Source organism: Ferrigenium straubiae, from assembly GCF_051257895.1.
Taxonomy (GTDB): Bacteria; Pseudomonadota; Gammaproteobacteria; order Burkholderiales; family Gallionellaceae; genus Gallionella; species Gallionella straubiae.
Genome location: NZ_CP194331.1, coordinates 1,875,846 through 1,894,427, shown reverse-complemented (window position 1 = coordinate 1,894,427; position 18,582 = coordinate 1,875,846). Strand labels below are relative to the sequence as shown.

The 18,582-nt window shown below is 50.1% G+C and carries 20 protein-coding genes; all 20 read left to right on the top strand.

Going from position 1 to position 18,582, the window contains the following annotated elements:
- Nucleotides 1-3 precede the first annotated feature (3 nt).
- The 20 genes from ACRRNM_RS09160 to ACRRNM_RS09065 all read left to right on the top strand — a co-directional run bounded on the left by ACRRNM_RS09160 (nucleotide 4) and on the right by ACRRNM_RS09065 (nucleotide 18,544).
- Entirely contained in the window at nucleotides 4-1,005 is a 1,002-nt protein-coding gene (locus ACRRNM_RS09160; RefSeq protein ID WP_435627923.1) for a GNAT family N-acetyltransferase, read from the top strand.
- Nucleotides 1,002-2,024 (top strand): hypothetical protein, encoded by a 1,023-nt coding sequence (locus ACRRNM_RS09155; protein ID WP_435627922.1) that lies wholly within the window; start codon nucleotides 1,002-1,004, stop codon nucleotides 2,022-2,024. The genes ACRRNM_RS09160 and ACRRNM_RS09155 overlap by 4 nt, the downstream gene beginning before the upstream one ends.
- Nucleotides 2,021-3,244 (top strand): UDP-N-acetylglucosamine 2-epimerase, encoded by a 1,224-nt coding sequence (gene neuC, locus ACRRNM_RS09150; protein ID WP_435627921.1) that lies wholly within the window; start codon nucleotides 2,021-2,023, stop codon nucleotides 3,242-3,244. Before ACRRNM_RS09155 ends, neuC begins: the two co-directional genes overlap by 4 nt.
- Nucleotides 3,241-4,266, top strand: coding sequence for an N-acetylneuraminate synthase (neuB, locus tag ACRRNM_RS09145; protein ID WP_435627920.1), 1,026 nt, complete (start codon nucleotides 3,241-3,243; stop codon nucleotides 4,264-4,266). Before neuC ends, neuB begins: the two co-directional genes overlap by 4 nt.
- Before the next feature lie 51 nt (nucleotides 4,267-4,317).
- On the top strand, nucleotides 4,318-4,986 hold the full coding sequence (locus tag ACRRNM_RS09140) for a class I SAM-dependent methyltransferase (RefSeq protein ID WP_435627919.1): 669 nt from the start codon (nucleotides 4,318-4,320) through the stop codon (nucleotides 4,984-4,986).
- Nucleotides 4,987-5,024: 38 nt separating this feature from the next.
- On the top strand, nucleotides 5,025-6,074 hold the full coding sequence (locus ACRRNM_RS09135) for a nucleotidyltransferase family protein (protein WP_435627918.1): 1,050 nt from the start codon (nucleotides 5,025-5,027) through the stop codon (nucleotides 6,072-6,074).
- Nucleotides 6,071-6,988, top strand: coding sequence for a Gfo/Idh/MocA family protein (locus ACRRNM_RS09130; protein ID WP_435627917.1), 918 nt, complete (start codon nucleotides 6,071-6,073; stop codon nucleotides 6,986-6,988). Before ACRRNM_RS09135 ends, ACRRNM_RS09130 begins: the two co-directional genes overlap by 4 nt.
- Entirely contained in the window at nucleotides 6,981-7,682 is a 702-nt protein-coding gene (locus ACRRNM_RS09125) for a cytidylyltransferase domain-containing protein (RefSeq protein WP_435627916.1), read from the top strand. The genes ACRRNM_RS09130 and ACRRNM_RS09125 overlap by 8 nt, the downstream gene beginning before the upstream one ends.
- Nucleotides 7,675-8,502: an SDR family oxidoreductase gene (locus ACRRNM_RS09120; RefSeq protein ID WP_435627915.1), complete on the top strand. Its 828-nt coding sequence runs from the start codon at nucleotides 7,675-7,677 to the stop codon at nucleotides 8,500-8,502. The genes ACRRNM_RS09125 and ACRRNM_RS09120 overlap by 8 nt, the downstream gene beginning before the upstream one ends.
- 20 nt (nucleotides 8,503-8,522) lie before the next feature.
- Nucleotides 8,523-9,470, top strand: coding sequence for a sulfotransferase (locus ACRRNM_RS09115; RefSeq protein WP_435627914.1), 948 nt, complete (start codon nucleotides 8,523-8,525; stop codon nucleotides 9,468-9,470).
- Between the two features lie 181 nt (nucleotides 9,471-9,651).
- The gene (locus ACRRNM_RS09110) at nucleotides 9,652-10,752 is read left to right on the top strand and encodes a hypothetical protein (RefSeq protein WP_435627913.1); all 1,101 of its coding nucleotides are present in this window, start codon (nucleotides 9,652-9,654) and stop codon (nucleotides 10,750-10,752) included.
- Between the two features lie 67 nt (nucleotides 10,753-10,819).
- Nucleotides 10,820-11,533 (top strand): ABC transporter transmembrane domain-containing protein, encoded by a 714-nt coding sequence (locus tag ACRRNM_RS09105; protein WP_435627912.1) that lies wholly within the window; start codon nucleotides 10,820-10,822, stop codon nucleotides 11,531-11,533.
- Between the two features lie 28 nt (nucleotides 11,534-11,561).
- Complete coding sequence (locus ACRRNM_RS09100; protein WP_435627911.1) at nucleotides 11,562-12,569, top strand: ATP-binding cassette domain-containing protein; 1,008 nt, start codon at nucleotides 11,562-11,564, stop codon at nucleotides 12,567-12,569.
- 81 nt (nucleotides 12,570-12,650) lie between these two features.
- Nucleotides 12,651-13,301, top strand: a complete 651-nt coding sequence (locus ACRRNM_RS09095) for an acyltransferase (RefSeq protein ID WP_435627910.1) — start codon at nucleotides 12,651-12,653, stop codon at nucleotides 13,299-13,301.
- 50 nt (nucleotides 13,302-13,351) lie between these two features.
- On the top strand, nucleotides 13,352-14,068 hold the full coding sequence (locus tag ACRRNM_RS09090) for a class I SAM-dependent methyltransferase (RefSeq protein WP_435627909.1): 717 nt from the start codon (nucleotides 13,352-13,354) through the stop codon (nucleotides 14,066-14,068).
- A gap of 23 nt (nucleotides 14,069-14,091) precedes the next feature.
- Nucleotides 14,092-15,318 (top strand): glycosyltransferase family 4 protein, encoded by a 1,227-nt coding sequence (locus tag ACRRNM_RS09085; protein ID WP_435627908.1) that lies wholly within the window; start codon nucleotides 14,092-14,094, stop codon nucleotides 15,316-15,318.
- A gap of 79 nt (nucleotides 15,319-15,397) precedes the next feature.
- Nucleotides 15,398-16,096 carry a WbqC family protein gene (locus ACRRNM_RS09080; RefSeq protein ID WP_435627907.1) on the top strand — a complete coding sequence of 233 codons (699 nt, stop codon included), beginning with the start codon at nucleotides 15,398-15,400 and terminating at the stop codon, nucleotides 16,094-16,096.
- Nucleotides 16,093-17,025 carry a glycosyltransferase family 2 protein gene (locus ACRRNM_RS09075; protein WP_435627906.1) on the top strand — a complete coding sequence of 311 codons (933 nt, stop codon included), beginning with the start codon at nucleotides 16,093-16,095 and terminating at the stop codon, nucleotides 17,023-17,025. The genes ACRRNM_RS09080 and ACRRNM_RS09075 overlap by 4 nt, the downstream gene beginning before the upstream one ends.
- Nucleotides 17,025-18,149, top strand: a complete 1,125-nt coding sequence (locus tag ACRRNM_RS09070) for a sulfotransferase family protein (protein ID WP_435627905.1) — start codon at nucleotides 17,025-17,027, stop codon at nucleotides 18,147-18,149. Before ACRRNM_RS09075 ends, ACRRNM_RS09070 begins: the two co-directional genes overlap by 1 nt.
- A complete protein-coding gene (locus ACRRNM_RS09065; RefSeq protein WP_435627904.1) occupies nucleotides 18,143-18,544 on the top strand; it encodes a GtrA family protein in 402 nt (133 codons plus the stop codon). Before ACRRNM_RS09070 ends, ACRRNM_RS09065 begins: the two co-directional genes overlap by 7 nt.
- Nucleotides 18,545-18,582: the final 38 nt, after the last annotated feature.

Below are 18,582 nucleotides of genomic sequence, written 5' to 3'. Positions count from 1 at the left end.
TGGGTGGATCACATCCCCAGCGGCTCACTACCGATATATTTCACACAAGCATACCAGTCGCTCTTCGCTGAACATGATGGTGCAAAAACAGTCAGCGTATGCATCAACGATGGGGTTTCAGAATGGTATCTGCCGCTGCTGTTGCGCAAGATCGGAGATAGGGTATATGAGGCATATACTGCATATGGCTATGGTGGGATATTGAGTGCAACCGGTAGCACGGTTTCAATGGCGTTGCTGGAGAAGCTGCGCAAATTTCTTCAAGAAGAAAATGTGGTTTGCGCCTTTATAAGGCATTCTCCTTTCCTCGGAAACCAAGAGTGGTTGCCGCGTGGACAGTCAGAGTTTAACCGCACAACCTATGTTCGCACCTTGACCCAAGGCGGGGATTTAGACAAGTTTAGCGCTAGCTCGCCGCAAAAGTTGCGATGGTCGATCAACTATGCGCGCCGCCATGATTTGATGACGCACTTTCACCCCTTGAAAACGTGCAAAGAAAGTTTAATTAGAGAATTTTATAGTATTTATCATGGGCTGATGGATGGAAAGAAGACCAATAACTACTATCTTTTTTCGGAAGAGTTTTTTCAGAAGCACGCGCTTCATTTTGGCGACAACTGCGAATTGGCAGCTGTGCATGATCCGTCAAGTGGTAAGCTGATCGCAGCTGCCTTCTTCCTGCTGGATGGCGCGGATTGGGCTCACTACCATCTGAGTGCTTCGCATCGTGATTTTATGAAACTGCAGCCGGTTGAATTGATGATGGCGGAGGCAACATTGCGATATGGGAATGCCGGGTATCGGAATTTACATTTGGGTGGAGGGCATGCTGCCGATGAAAGTGATGGATTGAGTCGCTTTAAGAAAAAATTTGCGACAGAGAGCAGGCCTTTCCATCTCTCACGCTGGGTCTGCGATGACATACGTTACCAGGCTGAGCGCGCGCGCCTGACCCTGAAATACCCGAACTTCTTTCTGATAAGCGATGCGCGGGGTGAGGCATGATCGGCGGGGAGTATTATTTTCAAACTTCTGCGCCAATCTCGAATAGCTTGGAAAAAGAGTTGACGATGAGTTTCAGCAAACTCTCATATTTTGCAACTGGCAGAGATACACTGTTCTCCCTTTTCTCCGGCTTGGAGATCGGACGGATCTGGTTGCCTAACTATTTATGCCATTCAGTATGGTCATCTGTCAGGCAGGTCGGGAAGCCGGTCATGTATTACGATGTGGATGACAGTCTGCGTGGGGTACACGACTGGATAGCTGATACCCAGCCAGATGATGTAGTACTGGTGATCCATTTCTTTGGTATTCCGGATATTGGATTGCTGAAGAAGTTACGCGAGAAGAACGTCACACTAGTGTCGGATGCCACTCACTTGTTATTCAATGCCGAAGGGTTGGCTGAAGTGATACAAGAATCGGATTTTTCCATGGCAAGCTTGCGCAAGTCAGGACCATTTCCGGATGGGGCCTTTTGCGGGAGCAATAAGCATTCCGTGCCAGCACCGAGTGAACCCGCACGCCAGAGTTTCTGGTCATTGCGCGCGGCAGCGATGCTTTCACGTGGATATTCGGCAAGGCAAGATTTTGCTGATGACGAGAATTTTATCATGCTGCGTCAGGCAGAGGAGATACTGGACAATGCACCAGCCGGACGATATGGTATGAGCTATGCCAGCAACGGAGTGATGTCAGCAATTGACATCTCAAGTCAACGTGTGGCTGTGGCTGAAAATACGGCTGTGCTGGCAGCGCGTCTTGGTCATGCATGCGAGTTGCCTGTTTACGGGCATGGAGTTTCTCAATATTTCGTATGCAAGTTCAGCGACAAAAAATCGCGTGACGCAGTGCACAGCACACTTGGGACAAAACGTATCTATTGCCCTATCCATTGGGATACATCATTCCTCTCCCAACCCCACGCACTCTCGGACAAACTGCTCAGCATCCCCTGCGATGCAAGGTATAGCGCTAGGGATATGTCGAGAACCGCTGATGAATTGATTGCCGCGCTATGAAAAAAATAGCTATTTATACCAGTGCTCGTTCGGATTATGGATTGTTGCGAAATTTCATCTCGCAATCCGCCGAGGTATTTAACGTAGACATCCTTGTAGCTGGAGCACATCACCTGCAATCGAAGGGAATGACACGGCATGAGATCGAGGCGGATTGGGGGGAAGACGCACGTATAAGAATGATTCCCGTGGAGTTCCTGCTTGAAGACTGTTCCGCACAGGCGCAGGCTAAATCTCTTTCGTTGGCGCAAGCCAGCCTCGGACAGTGGTTCGCCACCCAATCTTATGATGCTTTGGTCATATTGGGAGACCGCTGGGAACTTTTCGGCGCTTCGCTACCAGCCATGCTTTATGGGATTCCTATCGCTCATATCAGTGGCGGTGAGGTCACAGAAGGGGTGATTGATGACTGCATACGGCATGCGCACACCAAACTGGCGCACCTGCACTTTGCCGCGAACGAGCACTATGCGGAGAACATCAGCAGAATGGGAGAGGAAGATTGGCGTATCACGGTCTCCGGCGAATGCGGCCTGGATTCGATCCATCGCCAGGATCTGGCCACACCAGAGGAGATCAAGGAACGCTTCGGATTGTCCCTGAAGCAGAAGTTCATTCTGGTCACATATCACCCAGCCTCGCTGGATTCGGAGTTTTCAGTGTCTGCCCAGGTCGATTCATTGCTGCAGGCGCTGGGATATTTTCCGGAGTACCAGGTTGTTCTTACATCCCCAGGGGCCGAGAAAGGTGCAGATGAGGTGGTGGAATGCATCAAGAGGTTTGTAGATGATCGGACGAATGCGCTGTTCGTGGATAATTTTGGAAGCAGAAACTATCTGGCTGTCCTAAGAAATAGTTCCGCGGTGTTGGGAAATTCCTCAAGCGGATTGGTTGAAGCGGCATCCTTTGGGGTGCCTACAGTCAATGTGGGCAATCGACAGAAAAATCGAATGGCGGCAGAGTCTGTTCTTCACGTGAATTATGATCCGCTAGCGATCCAAGAAGCTTTGGAGCGTGTCTTGAGCCCGGCCTTCCAGCAATTTAGTCGCAGTTGTATCAACCCTTATGATCCATTCAAGGACGGCCGTAATTCGGAGCGGATCGTAAGTGCCTTGCTGAACGCAATGACTACGCGCACCAGACATGAGTTACTCACAAAAAAATTCAACCTTGACGTGAACAAGAGTGAATGGAATGCATTAATCAGGAATTTCAAGTGAACGGAAAGACATTCATTATTGCGGAAGCTGGCGTCAACCATAATGGTGACATCGGACTAGCCTATCAATTGATTGATGCAGCCCGCAAGGCGGGAGCGGATGCCGTAAAGTTCCAGACTTTCAAGACAGAAAAGATAGTCACTCGCCATGCAGACATGGCAGATTACCAAAAAGAAAATCTGGCAGTAAGCAATTCGCAATTCGAGATGATTAAGAAGCTCGAACTTAGCTATGATGAGTTCCGGGAATTGCACACATATTGCAGACGCACGGGGATACTGTTTCTTTCCACGCCTGACGAGGAAGACAGTTTGGACTTTCTGGCGGATGAACTTGATATACCTTGGCTCAAGATAGGTTCTGGAGAGGTGAACAATTACCCGTTTCTTCGGCGTGCCGCATTCAAGCAAAAGCCAATCATCCTTTCAACCGGCATGTCGACACTTGGTGAGGTTGAGACTGCCATGCGCCTCATCAGGGAGATAAACCAGAAAGAGCTGGTAGTTCTGCACTGTACGACCAATTATCCATGCCCGATGAATGAAGTGAATCTCAGGGCGATGCTGACGCTCAAAGAAGCATTCAAGATAAGAATCGGATATTCCGACCATACCATTGGGCTCGAAGTGCCGGTAGCAGCCGTTGCTTTGGGGGCCGAAGTACTTGAAAAGCATTTTACGCTGGATAAGGAAATGGAAGGTCCAGACCATAAGGCTTCAATGGATCCAGGCGAATTGTCAGCCATGGTTCGCGCTATCCGGAATATCGAATCCGCAATGGGCGATGGCATAAAGCGTCCAAATCCGAGCGAGGAGAAGACCAAGCAAATTGTGCGTAAGCGCCTAGTTGCAGCATGCGATCTGCACGCGGGAAGGCGATTGTCAGAAAACGATCTGATATTTAAACGCGCAAATTCGGGCATATTCGCAGAACATTTTGAATTGGTTTGCAATCGTATACTTCATACTGCAGTTAATGCGGATCAGCCTGTCGAATGGGATGATATATTCGGTGGGCATTAAGTCTTTGAGCAGTATTTTTCATCAGTTAACGAAGTAATTATTGGGGGTGGCATGTCATTTGATCCGGTTTGGGAGCAGGTATTCAAAACGCAAGCGTGGGGCAAATATCCCGGCGAAGATTTGATCCGATTCGTGGCCCGCAATTTTTATCGGGTACCAGATCGCACTGCGGTCCAGATCCTGGAGGTGGGTTGTGGCCCGGGTGCGAATCTATGGTATATCGCCAGAGAAAGATTCACGGTTTATGGGGTGGACGGCTCCGCGACAGCCATAGCGCAAGCTAAAGCTCGCCTTGATTCGGAATGCCCAGGGTGGAAGGGGGAATTGAAAGTCGGTGATATCACCCTCCTCGACTTCGAAAATGGTGTCTTTGATGCAGTAATTGATAACGAGGCTATTTGCTGCAACTCTTTTAACGATTCAGTAAAGATTTACGCCGAGTTGGCGCGGGTATGCAAACCGGGTGGAAAGCTGTTTTCCCGAGCTTTTGCTAAAGGCTGTTGGGGTGATGGTACAGGCCAGCCTGTGGGACACAATGCTTGGATCGTGGCCGAGGGGCCATTGCTGAATAAGGGATTTAATAGGTTTACGGAATTGTCCGAAATACCCGAGCTGATCAAGGGATTTGAAATCAAAGAGACTGAATTATTGACGCGTACGATGGAAGGTCGCAAACATGAAGTCAAGGAATGGCTCATTGTTGGAGAGAAACAACAATAGACGGTCCGGCATACTAATCGTGAGCACCATATACCAGAATGAAAGATATTAAAAAAATACTTGTCTCGCCAGATTCGTCCATACGCGACACGATACAACTTATTGATTCGAGTGCCATGCAAATCGCGTTGGTGGTGGACGGTGACAATCACTTGCTAGGTACGGTGACTGATGGCGATGTCAGGCGCGGAATTTTGCGTGGCGTGGCGCTGAATGAGACCGTCGATAAGATAATGAATCCGAATCCCAGCGTTTGCAGGGAAGATGACGCGCGCGAAGCGATTCTGACTCGCATGGAGATCAGAAATTTGCGTCACATGCCTGTAGTCGATAAGGCCGGTCGGGTCGTAAGACTAGAGACGCACGACGAGTTGCTTGCACCCAAAGAGCGGGATAATCTGGTGGTGTTGATGGCGGGAGGCCTTGGTGTCAGGCTGAGACCACTGACTGAGAATTGCCCTAAGCCCATGCTGAAAATAGGTGGGAGACCCATCCTCGAAACCATTTTACTCAATTTTATCGAATACGGTTTTCGGCGCTTCTATCTCTCCGTTAATTATATGTCGGAGGCCATTACCGAATATTTTGGCGATGGCTCGCGTTGGGGGGTAGATATCCGGTATCTGCGCGAATCTCAGAAACTAGGGACTGCCGGAGCACTCAGCTTACTGCCGGAAAGGCCGAATTCGCCCATTCTGGTCATGAACGGCGATCTGTTGACTAAGGTTAATTTTACGCAGCTTGTTGATTTTCACGGGGCGCACCGTTCAAAGGCGACCATGTGTGTCAGGGAGTATGATTTTCAGGTACCCTACGGAGTGGTCAAAATGGATCATCACAGCATCACGGCCATCGAGGAAAAGCCGGTTCAAACGTTTTTCGTCAACGCAGGGATTTATATGCTCGAGCCAGAAATACTGGACATGATCCCCAAGAGCGATTTTTTCGACATGCCTACCCTGTTTGACCGTTTGATTGCCGATAGAAGCAAAACCATTGCTTTCCCAGTGCGTGAATACTGGCTGGATATTGGTCACGTCGAGGACTTTGAGAGAGCCAATTTGGAGCACTCTGGGGATGCGCAATGAGGGTTCTGGTGGTTGGTTTCGGGTCTATTGGGCAGCGGCATGCTCGATTGCTTAAGGAGCTAGGGTGCGAGGTTGCTGTAGTGAGCAGCCGAGAAATTGAGCATCCAGTTGTTTTTTGTGATATTGGCACAGCCTTGGAAGAGTGGAAGCCGGAATACGTGGTTTTGGCAAACAAAACCCATGAGCACCATAGCGTATTGTCTACCCTCGCACAATATGATTTCGAAGGCAGGGTGTTAGTTGAGAAACCGCTTTTTGACCAGGTTTATGAGGTACCGCCCAATCGTTTTGCTTGCCTTGCTGTCGCCTATAACCTGAGATTCCACCCACTGATTAACAGATTGCGCGATTTTCTTGTTGATCAGCGCCCGTTATCCGCCTTTGCATATGTAGGGCAATATTTGCCTCAATGGCGGCCATCGACAGATTATCGATGTAGTTATTCAGCCAAACGTTCCGAGGGGGGCGGGGTGCTGCGAGATCTAAGCCATGAGCTGGATTACATGAGATGGTTGTTTGGCGACTGGGTGCGGCTGACTGCGATTGGCGGACATTTCAGTCATCTTGAAATTGATAGTGATGATTTCTATACCCTGCTGTTGGAGATGAATGCCTGTCCGCTTGTGAGCATTCATGTGAATTATCTTGACAGGGTCGCACGCAGGGAGGTGCTTGTGCACACTGACCAGCATTCGCTCAAGATCGATTTTGTAAAAGGGACGATTGACATTGACGGCAACACCGAGTTAGTGAATGTTGAACGTGATGTAACATATCTTGATGAACATAAGGCTATGCTCGCCGGTGATTTTGCCAAGCTATGTAACTATAAAGACGGGCTCGCAGTCATGAAGATGATTGACTCTGCAGAAATTGCAGCGAAGAAAGAAATATGGGTAACAGCTCATGGCTAGATTATGCACAATTTGCGCGAGAGGCGGATCTAAAGGGGTAAAGGGAAAGAACACTCGAGAGTTGCTCGGGAAGCCCCTTATTGCACACAGTATTGAACAGGCAAAGGCATCGAAGCTTTTTGAGGCTATAGCTGTCAGCAGTGATTCAGATGAAATTCTGGAAGTTGCTGGCCGGTATGGTGCAGATATGCTGATCAAGCGACCAGACGAAATGGCAAGTGACACGGCGGCAAAACTGCCCGCTATTCAGCATTGTGTCCTCGAAGCGGAAAATCGAGCCAGCAGTAAATTCAATGTATTGGTTGATCTGGATGCTACGTCCCCCTTGCGTTTACCGGAAGATATCGCTGGAGCAGTCAGGCTTCTGGAAGAACGCGAGGTTTCTAATGTAATAACGGGAGCGCCAGCGAGGCGTTCCCCTTATTTCAATCTTGTCGAAGTTGGCGAAGATGGAGTGGTACGACTATCCAAGCCGCTTGAAAAAGCTATCGTGCGCCGTCAGGACGCGCCCAAGTGCTATGACATGAATGCCTCCATCTATGTTTGGCGCCATGATGCTTTGTTTGTGGAGCGCGCCATTTTTCAACCAGATACTTTGCTTTATGTGATGCCTGAGGAACGTTCTATCGATATCGATAGTGAGCTTGATTTCAAGTTCGTTGAATTTTTAATGAGAGGAGGGGCGCATGAGTGAGACATTTAACCCGGAATGGTTCAGCCTCAAAGGGAAAACCGCCATTGTTACCGGAGGGGTGGGGATTCTGGGCAAGCCATTTTGTAGGGGCTTGGCCGAATTTGGCGCCAATGTGGCAGTTGTAGATCTTGATGAATCAAAATGCCGAGCGTTTGCTGATGAATTGATAAAAAATCATGGGATAAAGGCAGTCGGTGTTGCCTGTGATGTTACCTCCCCGGAAGCGGTTGCCAGAATGGTCGAGCAAGTAGTTAATGCATTCGGCGAAATCAACATACTCCACAACAATGCAGGGGGGAAATCTTCCAATATGGAAGCATACTTTGCGCCATTTGAGGAATATAGCTTGGAGGAGTGGCGCAATGCCATGTCTGTCAATATAGACGGCATGTTTCTTGTCGCGCAGGCCGTAGGCAAACAAATGGTAAAACAGGGTAAGGGGGGGAGCATCGTTCAAACTGCCTCTATTTACGGTGCAATGGCGCCGGATCAGCGGATTTATGAAGGTTCGTTCTATTATGGCCGCGCCATTAATACACCCGCCGTATATTCAGCTTCAAAAGCTGCGGTAATCGGCCTCACGCGATATCTTGCCACTTACTGGGCGAATAAGGGAATCAGGGTAAATAGCATTTGCCCAGGCGGTGTCGAGAGTGGCCAAAACGAAGAATTTCAAATGAGGTATTCGGCGAGAATTCCTATGGGCAGGATGGCACAAGCGAACGAAATGGTTGGCGCATTGGTTTATTTGGCATCGGACGCATCGAGCTATATTACGGGACAAAATTTGCTTATAGATGGCGGTCTTAGTGCTTGGTGACACCCAAAAGGTAATAAGTCGTGGACAATAAAATAGATTTAGCTGAAATTCAAAAAAAGAACACCAAAAATACGATTGTCATAACGGGTGCGCCTAGATCCGGCACTAGTCTGCTGGGAAAACTAGTTAGCACACTCGAGGGTGTCGAGTACCATTTTGAACCGCCGCTGGTGTGGGGGTTGTCCGCCTTGCTTTCAATGAAAGCCCTGTCCCCAGAAGTTGCATCGGTTCTGTTGCAATTGCACTTGCATGAGGATCTTCTCCTCGAATCTGCACATGGAAGAAAGGCAAACCTCCGTCCAGGAGATGACAGTCTGGTTCTCAACTCAATTTACTGGCCGGAGTTGCTTTCACGGTGGCAAAATATCCGCAATCGGGATGATGCAATTAACTACATTGCCGATAGAAAACTGCGGCTCGCCTTCAAGATGCCGAGTGTGATAGATGCAATCCCGTTTTTCGATGCCACGCTCCCTGAGTCCCAGTTCATCATCATAATGAGAGATGGGCGAGACGTAGTGAAATCCATCATCAAGAAACGGTGGCTTAGCGACGAAGGGCTGAAAAATAACTATTGGCCTTTCAAGATAGTCAATGGGAGCAAGGTTCCCCATTTGGTTGAGGATTCAATGGTTGGCGAATGGGTAAAGATGAATGAAGCAACCCGAGCATGTTATCTTTGGAGGCGGGATGCGGAGTTTGCGATACAAGCGAAGAGCAGTGGACTGGGTAATAGGCTGCACATCCTCTCTTACGAGGAGTTAAGGCAGAACCCCGACTCTATCATGGACGAGTTGGCACAGTTCCTATCTACACAAACCACGAATCTAACCAAACTTGGCATCATGTCTGTCAGGCCGATGGTAGATAAAACGGGGGGTGTAAAAAACTACGATTTCCTGGGTGAAGTGGAAGCAAATGAACTGAAGAAACTCAATGAACTGAATGCTGCTTGGGGATATCCCTGATGATCAGGGCGCAAGCGAGGTCTTCGCGACTGAAGCTTCGTCAAGCTGCGGACTATTCTTTAAGGCGTTATGAAGTTAATCCACTTGTCGCCTCCGCCACGTCCCCATTCCAAACGGGACCGTACGACAGAGTGGCGTACTCATGGGAAGCAGTCGATGCATCTCTGACCTTGGCAATATCATGAGGCTGATTTTCATCAGTTCAATGCCAATCTCTAAGCTGTTTGGCGAAAAGCTGGATGCGTGGTGGTTCGCCAATCATGGTGTTGATGTCGAGTTCTGGGATATTTCAGGATTTTTTTATTCCGGAGAAGGCCTGTCCCAATATTTTGGCGGCGCCCGTGATTATCGATACATCGGCCCCAATCATTGCATCTATGATAATGATGGTTCGTTCCAGAAATCACTCCATGCGCTTACTCAAGATTCGGTGGTCTGGTACCTGAGCCGCTTCCACAGGATAACGCCAGATGACTGGATATTTGCCGAATTGCAACGGAAGGGGGTCCGTTATTATCTGCAACATTTCGATACGTTAATCGAACCAGCACAAATTATTCAAAGGACCCGCAAGCTCCTGGCTGCATATAGGCAGCGATATCACAACAGGTTGTTGCAACCGTACGGCGTGGTCGGTTCCGGCAGGTTCGGGCGGAAGCAATCTCTTGAGGTGTTCCCCGGGGCGCGTTTCATCAGCATCCCTTCCATCAAGGTACGATGGCAGCCGTCGGAACGGATGGTCAAGGGGCCTTATAACCTTTTTGTGGATGAGAGCGTGGACTATGCGCCAGATGCCAAGATGATGGGCTGCGCGGTCTGTCGAGACCCTGATGCATATTATGCGCGACTGAACCGATTGTTTGCCGAAATCGAGGCTTGGAGCGGGATGCCGGTCGTGATTGCGGCTTCAGGAAAATATCACTACCCCAGAGACAGGTTCGGCGGCCGACCTTTGATCTATGGGCAGACGTTGCCGCTCATTCAAAATGCCCAACTGGTTATGGGGCATATGTCACTGGCCCTGGATCAGTGTCTGGTATCCGAGAAGCCTGTGATGATCATGGATGATCCAGATTTTACGGAAATGAAGCGCAGTGGTTTTGCTGCCGCCCTGATCCATTTTGTTGCGAAGCCAGTGTTTGTGACAGAGGTGGACAAGGCAGTGTACTTGCGGGCAATGTCACCCAACATCGAACTGATGAAGCGACTGGTTCGTGATTATCTGAAAGAGGATGGGGTATCCCTTAGCTATCACTCTATCCTGATGAAAGAGATGGAATGAACAATAGCCCTCTGAACCAATATGCTTTCCTTGCAATAGCTGGGGAAATGAAGAAAGTTATTCCGAGATGATGTATGCGCTGTTGAAGAAGATAAGTGTTGCACGGGTCGGCGTATTAATCGCTCTGATCCTGCTGATCAATGCCTTTGAATTACTCGGACTTTCCCTGTTCATTCCGATTATCGATTTATTTCAAAGCAAGGGAGGCGTGACGAGTGGGCTGACACAGACCATGTTGAACTTTCTGTCCGCCTTGGGGTTGCCTGCTGTGTTGCCGACATTTCTGGTGTTGTTGTCTTTGCTGTTCCTGGTCAAGGGCGGGTTGATAATGTGGATGCGCCATATAAGTGTGAAAATGGCCGCCGAGATACAGAACCAACTGAGATCTGTCTTGTTCCATGACTTTCTGGAAGCAAGGACCGACTTTATCAATGGGCACAAACAGGGGGCGTTACTCAGCGTGTTGAGCGAGCACACTGTTCGAACCGGGCAGGCATTCTTCACGCTGATTCAGGTGGTGGCGCAATGGGTGACCGTGTTGGCTTATCTGTCGTTTGTGTTATGGATATCCTGGAAGCTCACAGTGACGGCCCTGGTGATGGGGGCGGGTGCCGCTCCGATAATCCGCTGGATGGGGCGACAGGCCCACCAGCATGGAAAGGATTACACCCAAGCTCTGGAGGAGACGCAGCACCGAGCGCTGGAAGGGCTGCAGGCCAAGAAGCTGGTCAATGCCATGAATTGGGGGGGGGGCACTGGAGCGGCGCTTCCGGGAGGGTAGCGGTGCAGTCCGTCATCATTGGCAATGGATGGCGTTCTGGTCGAATAGTCCGGGTATCGTGATTCAGCCGATCTCGGTCATTATCCTGAGCCTGATAATCTGGTTCTCACTATATTTCGATCTGTCGGTAGCTTTCCTGGGCGCATTTGCCCTGGCATTTACTCGATTGCTTCCGAATGTCCAGTCGGTGATTAGTATGGGTGCCGATTTTCAGGCCAATAAGCCGAGCGTTGACAGGGTGTTCGGCTTGCTTGAGGCGGCGGCTGCGGCCAGTGAGCCGACTGGCAAAGGCGATTTTCATGGTATGCAGCGTTGCATAAAGCTGGAAGGGGTTCGCTACCGATATCCGGGGCGGGAGCCCGTCCTCAACGGGCTGGATCTGATAATCGCCAAGGGACAAACGGTGGCGTTGGTTGGCCCATCCGGCTCTGGCAAGACGACTATCGCCGATCTGATCCTGGGGTTGTATCGGCCGGAAGCGGGGCGAGTCATGATAGACAATATCGACTTGGCAGAGCTGGAGTTGCGGCGGTACCGAGAGCGTATTGCCTATGTTTCGCAGGAGGCGGTGTTGTTTCACGACACTATTCGCAGCAACCTGATTCTGGGGCTGGAGTGGAGTGTCGGTGATGATGAATTGCGGGCTGCCTGTGAGAAGGCTGGTGCATGGGAGTTCATCGCTCAGCGTTCGGGAGGGCTGGATGCGATCATCGGCGATCGTGGTGTACAACTCTCCGGTGGGCAACGGCAACGACTGGCATTGGCGAGGGCGTTGCTGCGCCGCCCCGAGATACTGATCCTCGATGAGGCCACCAGCGCGCTGGATCACGAGAGTGAGCAGTGGATCACGCAGATGCTATGCGACCTGCAGGCGAGCGGCCGTTTTACCATCATCGTCATCGCACATCGCTACACCACGATTCAGCATGCCGACCATATATATGAGATCCGCAGCGATGGTGCGCGCTCACTCGGGAATTGGGAGCAGGCAAAGGCATATCTCGTGCGTGAGTCTCATGCACTTGCTATATCATGACTGCCGATATCGATTGTGTGGGTGCTGGAGTAGGGAAGCGATGTTGATAACTGTGACTCTATGTCGGGGGCGTTGGTTAGCGTGGCTGGTAAATCCTCCCGACTTGATTTGATGAAAAATCCCATTTTCAATTTGGTCGCAAAGATCATAGATTCGTTCAGGACCCGAGCAAGGCTCCGCGGTGTGGCGTCCCTCGGGTCATTCTCGATCGCCAAAACAGAAATGTTCAGAGCGGTGGTATCGTTTGGTTATTATGTGGATCCGGCAGAATGCGCAATACGGGTGGGGATGCAGTCATCAGTCGATGGCACCGTAAACTTCGAGCGCAGCAAAGCCAGTCTGGAAATAGGAAAAAACACAGCCATCAATGGCGGAACAATGTTTGTGTTGGCGGACCGGATGTGTGTCGGCGATAACGTCTGGATATCCTTTGATTGTCTGATTCTGGACCACGATGGCCATGCGATTGACCCGGCCGTGCGCCGTAAGGATTTGCCCGATTATATGGAGGGACGCCCGAAAGACTGGTCGGTTGTAAAAAGATCTCCGGTCATCATCGAAGATGATGTCTGGGTAGGGGCCCGCGCCATCATCCTCAAAGGAGTAACAGTGGGGCGGGCATCAATAGTGGCTGCAGGTTCAGTGGTTACAAAAGACGTTCCTGCCTACAGCATCGTGGGCGGAAACCCTGCGACGGTCATCGGGACCGTTCCGATGAATCGAAATGATTGAACTGTTCTCGTCCCCTTATAAAACGTTCATTAAAATAGCCCTAGCCTGTAATGACAAATAAACATTTTGCTGAAAAATACATCGATGACATCGCGAAAGTCAGCATCGCTTCGAATTATTTCTCTCCTGTATGGCAGGAAGCCATCGCGACTACGGGTAACTTTGAAAGCATGCTGGATATCGGCTGCGGCACGGGCGTTTTCGCAGCCGAGGCGAAGGCATTGACGGGATGCCGGCTCTATGGCGTGGATGGCAGCGATTATGCGCTCCAGCAAGCCAGAGGGGTCGGTTTTGAGACCTTGTCGCTCATCAGTGACTTCAATGTCGACACCTTGCCTTTTGATGCCGGGCAGTTGGATTTTTGTCTGTGTAAAGACCTGCTCGAACATTTGCTGCGGCCGGATTTCGTTCTGAAGGAAGCGCATCGCGTGTTGAAGCCGGGCGGATTTCTGCTTGTGCATGTACCCAATCATTTCACGCTCCAGGGGCGGATCAAATTTCTGTTCAATAGCGATATCGATACCCACCAGTATTTCCCGGGTGCGAAGTGCTGGGATTTCCCGCATATCCGCTTTTTTACTCATGAGGGGCTGGCCGGGCTGCTTGGCTTGGCAGGATTCCAGATTGCCCGCGATCTAAGCCATCATTTTCCCGCTATTCCTTACGGCAAGTACCTGATTCCGTCATCTGCCGCCAGGAGGAGGCTGGTGAACCGCTACCCGTCGCAGTTCGCCGAAGGATTCACCTTCCTTGCAAAGAAGATCTAAGCCATTTTTCAAACAGGTCGCGCGTGAAGATAACTTTCCTGACTGAGAACATCCATTGCGGTGGCCTGGATTCCTTCCTGATTTCACTGGTCAATCACTGGCCCTATCCAGAAGACGAACTGAGAATAATTTGCAATCCAGCCCATCCCGGCTACCAGGTGCTGAAAGACAGGATCATCCGCCCTTGTGAGGTGGTGCGCCACGACATATCGACCTATCCCGTTCTGGTGTCCAAGAGCAACCGGAATCGGTTCTTGCGAACAGCAAGGCGGGTGCTGTCGCCTCTGTTGAGATATGGCTACTTTGTCTATTACCTCATCCGCTTGCGCTCGATCTTTGCCAAATGGCAGACCGATCGCTTGATGGTGGTGAACGGAGGGCATCCCGGGGGGGACACCTGTCGGGCTGCAGTCATTGCCTGGCGGTTATTTCATGAAGACAAGCCGCGAGCGATATATAACTTTCATAACCTGGCCAACATGCCCAATCGAATCGACCGGCTGCCGGAGAAACTGATGGATTCCTGGCTGGTGAGCAATGCCCGCGCACTGGTCGGGGTGTCGAAGATCTGCGCGGAGTCGTTGCGCAAGCGGATCGGTGATACAGCTATGAACAAGGTATCGTATATCTACAACGGCATTGCTGAGCCTGTGGAGTCGGCCAATCTCGGAACATCGTTGCGCGAAGAGCTCGGCATACCTGCGGGTGTTCCGTTGTGCCTGATGTTGGCAACTTATGAGCCACGCAAGGGACATGATTTCCTGTTTAGAGCATTCCAGAAAGTAATTGCGGCAATTCCCAATGCACATCTGGTGGTTTGCGGATATGGCTATCCTGAAGAAGTGGAACGAGTGAGACACCTGATAGAGTTATATGACCTTTCCCGGCATGTCAATCTGCAGGGTTTTCGCAGCGATGTGGATGCCATGCTGAAGCAAGCCGACGTGTTACTGGTGGCATCACAGATCTTTGAGTCATTCGGACTGACCAGTGTGGAGGCAATGGCGAACCGGGTGCCGGTAGTGGCAACAAGAGTCGGCGGCGTCCCAGAGGTCGTGGCGGATGGCGAGGGTGGATTCTGTGTTGGGCCGGATGATGTTCAGGGCTATGCGAATCATATTATCGCCTTCCTGAAAGAATCCGACTTCAGGAAAGAACAGGCCAAAAAAGGGTATCAGCGTTATCGGCGGCTATTTTCGGCAGAGCGCATGGCAAAGGAATATGCCATGCTCGTTCATCGTGAATGCTGAATTCTTCGGCCTTTGAAGGGCGGGCATCGCCGCATCGGGGCCCAACCTGTCGGAGTGGATTGATCGCTTGCCTTTTCCCATGAAGAAAATCGCTATCCTCCAATCGAACTATATCCCTTGGAAGGGATACTTCGACATGATTGCCGCAGTGGATGAATTCATCATTTACGATGACATGCAGTTTACAAAGAATGATTGGCGAAATCGTAATTTGATTAAAACTCCACAGGGGGTGCAATGGCTTACTGTCCCAGTTGGACAGGATATTAAGCGAAGAATCAGAGATGTTGAATTGCCAGAAAATAATTGGCAAAGAAAGCACTGGAAGACACTAGAAAGTAACTATAGTCGGGCAACACATTTTGATGAAATAGCAACCTTACTCAGTCATTTTTATGTGCGCAGGTATAGAAACTTATCGGAACTAAATCGGGAGTTCATCCAAGGTATTTGTGGCTACCTTAACATAACGACGAAAATAAGCTGTTCATGGGACTACAGACTGGTTGAAGGGAGGTCTGCTCGATTGGTTGATTTATGTGAACAGGCGGGTGCTGATGAATATATCTCCGGTCCAGCCGCCAAGGATTACATCGAAGAGAAGCTTTTTGCTGAGCAGGGTATCAAGCTAAGCTGGTTCGACTACTCTGGCTATAAAGAATACCCGCAGCTTTGGGGAGGCTTCGTGCATGGTGTGAGCATCCTTGATTTACTGTTTAACTGTGGCACGGATTCTCCTGAATTTATGAAATATGTCTGCAGGGAAAGATCATCATGAACAAATCCATTAGCATCGTTATCCCTGTCTTCCGTAGCGGCAACATCCTGAAGGAGCTGTGTCGCCGACTTGAAGGGATCCTTTCATCGTTGACGGATCAATGGGAAATCATCTTGGTCGATGATGCTAGCAACGATGGCACATTCGACCGAATGCAGGAAATCCGTGTACACGACAAGCGGGTCAAATTAGTGCGCTTCGCGCGCAATATGGGCCAGCATCATGCAACTCTTTGCGGTTTGCAGCGTGCGAGCGGAGATTATGTGCTGACATTGGACGATGATCTGCAGAATCCCCCTGAAGAAATTCCACGGTTCATTGGAAAAATCGATGAAGGATACGACTTGGTTATCGGCGACATTAAAGGAAGCAAGAAACATCATTGGTTACGCAATGTGGCCAGTCGGGCGATACAAGCCCTGGTTGGGCGCATCCTGCATAAGCCCCAAGGATTGACGCTGTCCAGTTATAGGGGGATGACGAAGCGCGTTGCTCGGGCAATGAGTTCGTTCAAAGGAACGCATGTTTATATCCCGGCGCTGATGCTGAATTCTGTTCCGCCTGACCGGATATGCAATATCTCCGTCCAGCATGATGTGCGTGCCGATGGCAAAAGCACTTATACGCTGAAGAAGCTGTTAACCCTTGCATCGTATTTGTTGATTAACCACTCGCGGATACCATTGCGGTTCGTTACAACTTGGGGTGGGCTGGTCAGTTTGGCCAGCTTGGCATTTGCGGTATTTATCGTTATCAAGGTCTTGCTGTACGGCTCTCAATTTGCAGGCTGGGCGTCTCTTGCGGTTCTGATCTCATTCCTGGCCGGGAACATCCTGCTTTGCATAGGGGTGCTGGGCGAATATATCGGAAGAATCATCGAAGAAAATATGGCGAGTAGTCAGTTTCCTATCTTTGAAGAGCATCTGTAATGGGATTCCTTTTCGTTACCGGCATGCTGCGATCAGGTACTAGCCTGATTCAGACACTGTTAACAAACCATCCGGAGATGTTTGTGGCCTACCAGCCTTATCATCAGCTTTATGTGGATGTAAGGCGTTTGTTCCTTGAAGAGTGCGGCATAGAAAAATTTCTGCCGCTAGGCGATGGCCAGGACAGCTCTGACGAAGAGCGCCTTCAATTCTCGCGATGGCTGAAAGAGCGGACTTTCAATGTCGAAGAAGCAGCATACCTGGTGAAGAGCGCGACAACTGGTAAAGGCGGCAGTGCCCTTGGGTACACCGATGGAATAACCATGGGTTCTGGGTCTTTCTTCGATATTCAAACCCGGCTCCATAGTCTTTTGTCCGAGCGCTGTCATCGCGATGATGCCAAATACATAGGCGCCAAGGAAGTGCTCTGCGAGGAATACATACCGGCGATAGTCGACTCCGGCGGGCGATGTGTGATTATCGTTCGTGACCCCCGTGCTGTGATCTCATCTGCTAGCCATGGGTGTTATCACCAACAAGTGGGTGACCGATACCCGCTTTTGATGTTGATCAGGCTATGGCGCAAAAGTGCCGCATATTGGCTGTCCTTCAGGAACCACCCGCTGGTACATGTAGTTCGCTATGAGGATCTAGTGCAAGATCCGGATGCTACCCTGAGTGGAATTACAGAGTGGCTCGGGATCGGGGACTTCCCAGAAGGGCTGATCCATCAGCCGCTATATGACCACCAGGGGAGAGAGTGGAAAGGCAACTCGTCGTTCGGTGACAAAAAGGGCGTTGATCGCAAGAGCGAGGAGGTCTGGCGCACATTGCTTTCGGGCGAAGAAATTCGCTTCATCGAAGCCTGCACCAAGCCGGAGCTGGATGCTCTGGGTTATTCATGCAGCACGGATTTACGAGCGGATGACATCTCTGGATTAGTTGAGGAGACGCAGGGTGTGCGCACTGCATACCTGTCTAATTACGCATTGTCCGTGAAAAATCGGCAGTTTGAGTTGTCGCGCTGGGAGGCTGCATCGCAAGGCAGATATCATGACGTCGAGGGCAATAGAAGATTATTTTTATTCCCTGATGTATTCGCCGCAATGGGGGCGAAATGCTAGTCAAGCAGATATTCAGCTACGGACTCCTCGGGATAATAAGAAACACGCTTGGCTATCTGATTTACCTGTTGGTCACATATTTCGGGGTTCCTCCCAAGTGGGCAATAAGCATCTTGTATGCGGCCGGTGCAACGGTTGGGTTTTTCGGAAGCCGAAAATATGTTTTTATGCATGAAGGGAGTCTGCAAGCGACTGGTACCAGGTACATCGTTGTTCACTTGCTTGGGTATATGATTAATCTCGGGCTAATGGCCATTCTGGCGGATAAATTCGGGTATCCACATCAATGGGTGCAGCTGGTGGCGATTTTTGTAGTTGCGGTATTCCTGTTTATTGCGTTCAAATTCTTTGTCTTCAGGGATGGTGAATCTGTTCAGGCAAAGGTCGAAGGATGAAACGCTGCCTGGTATGTAACGGGCATTACGAGTCCAGG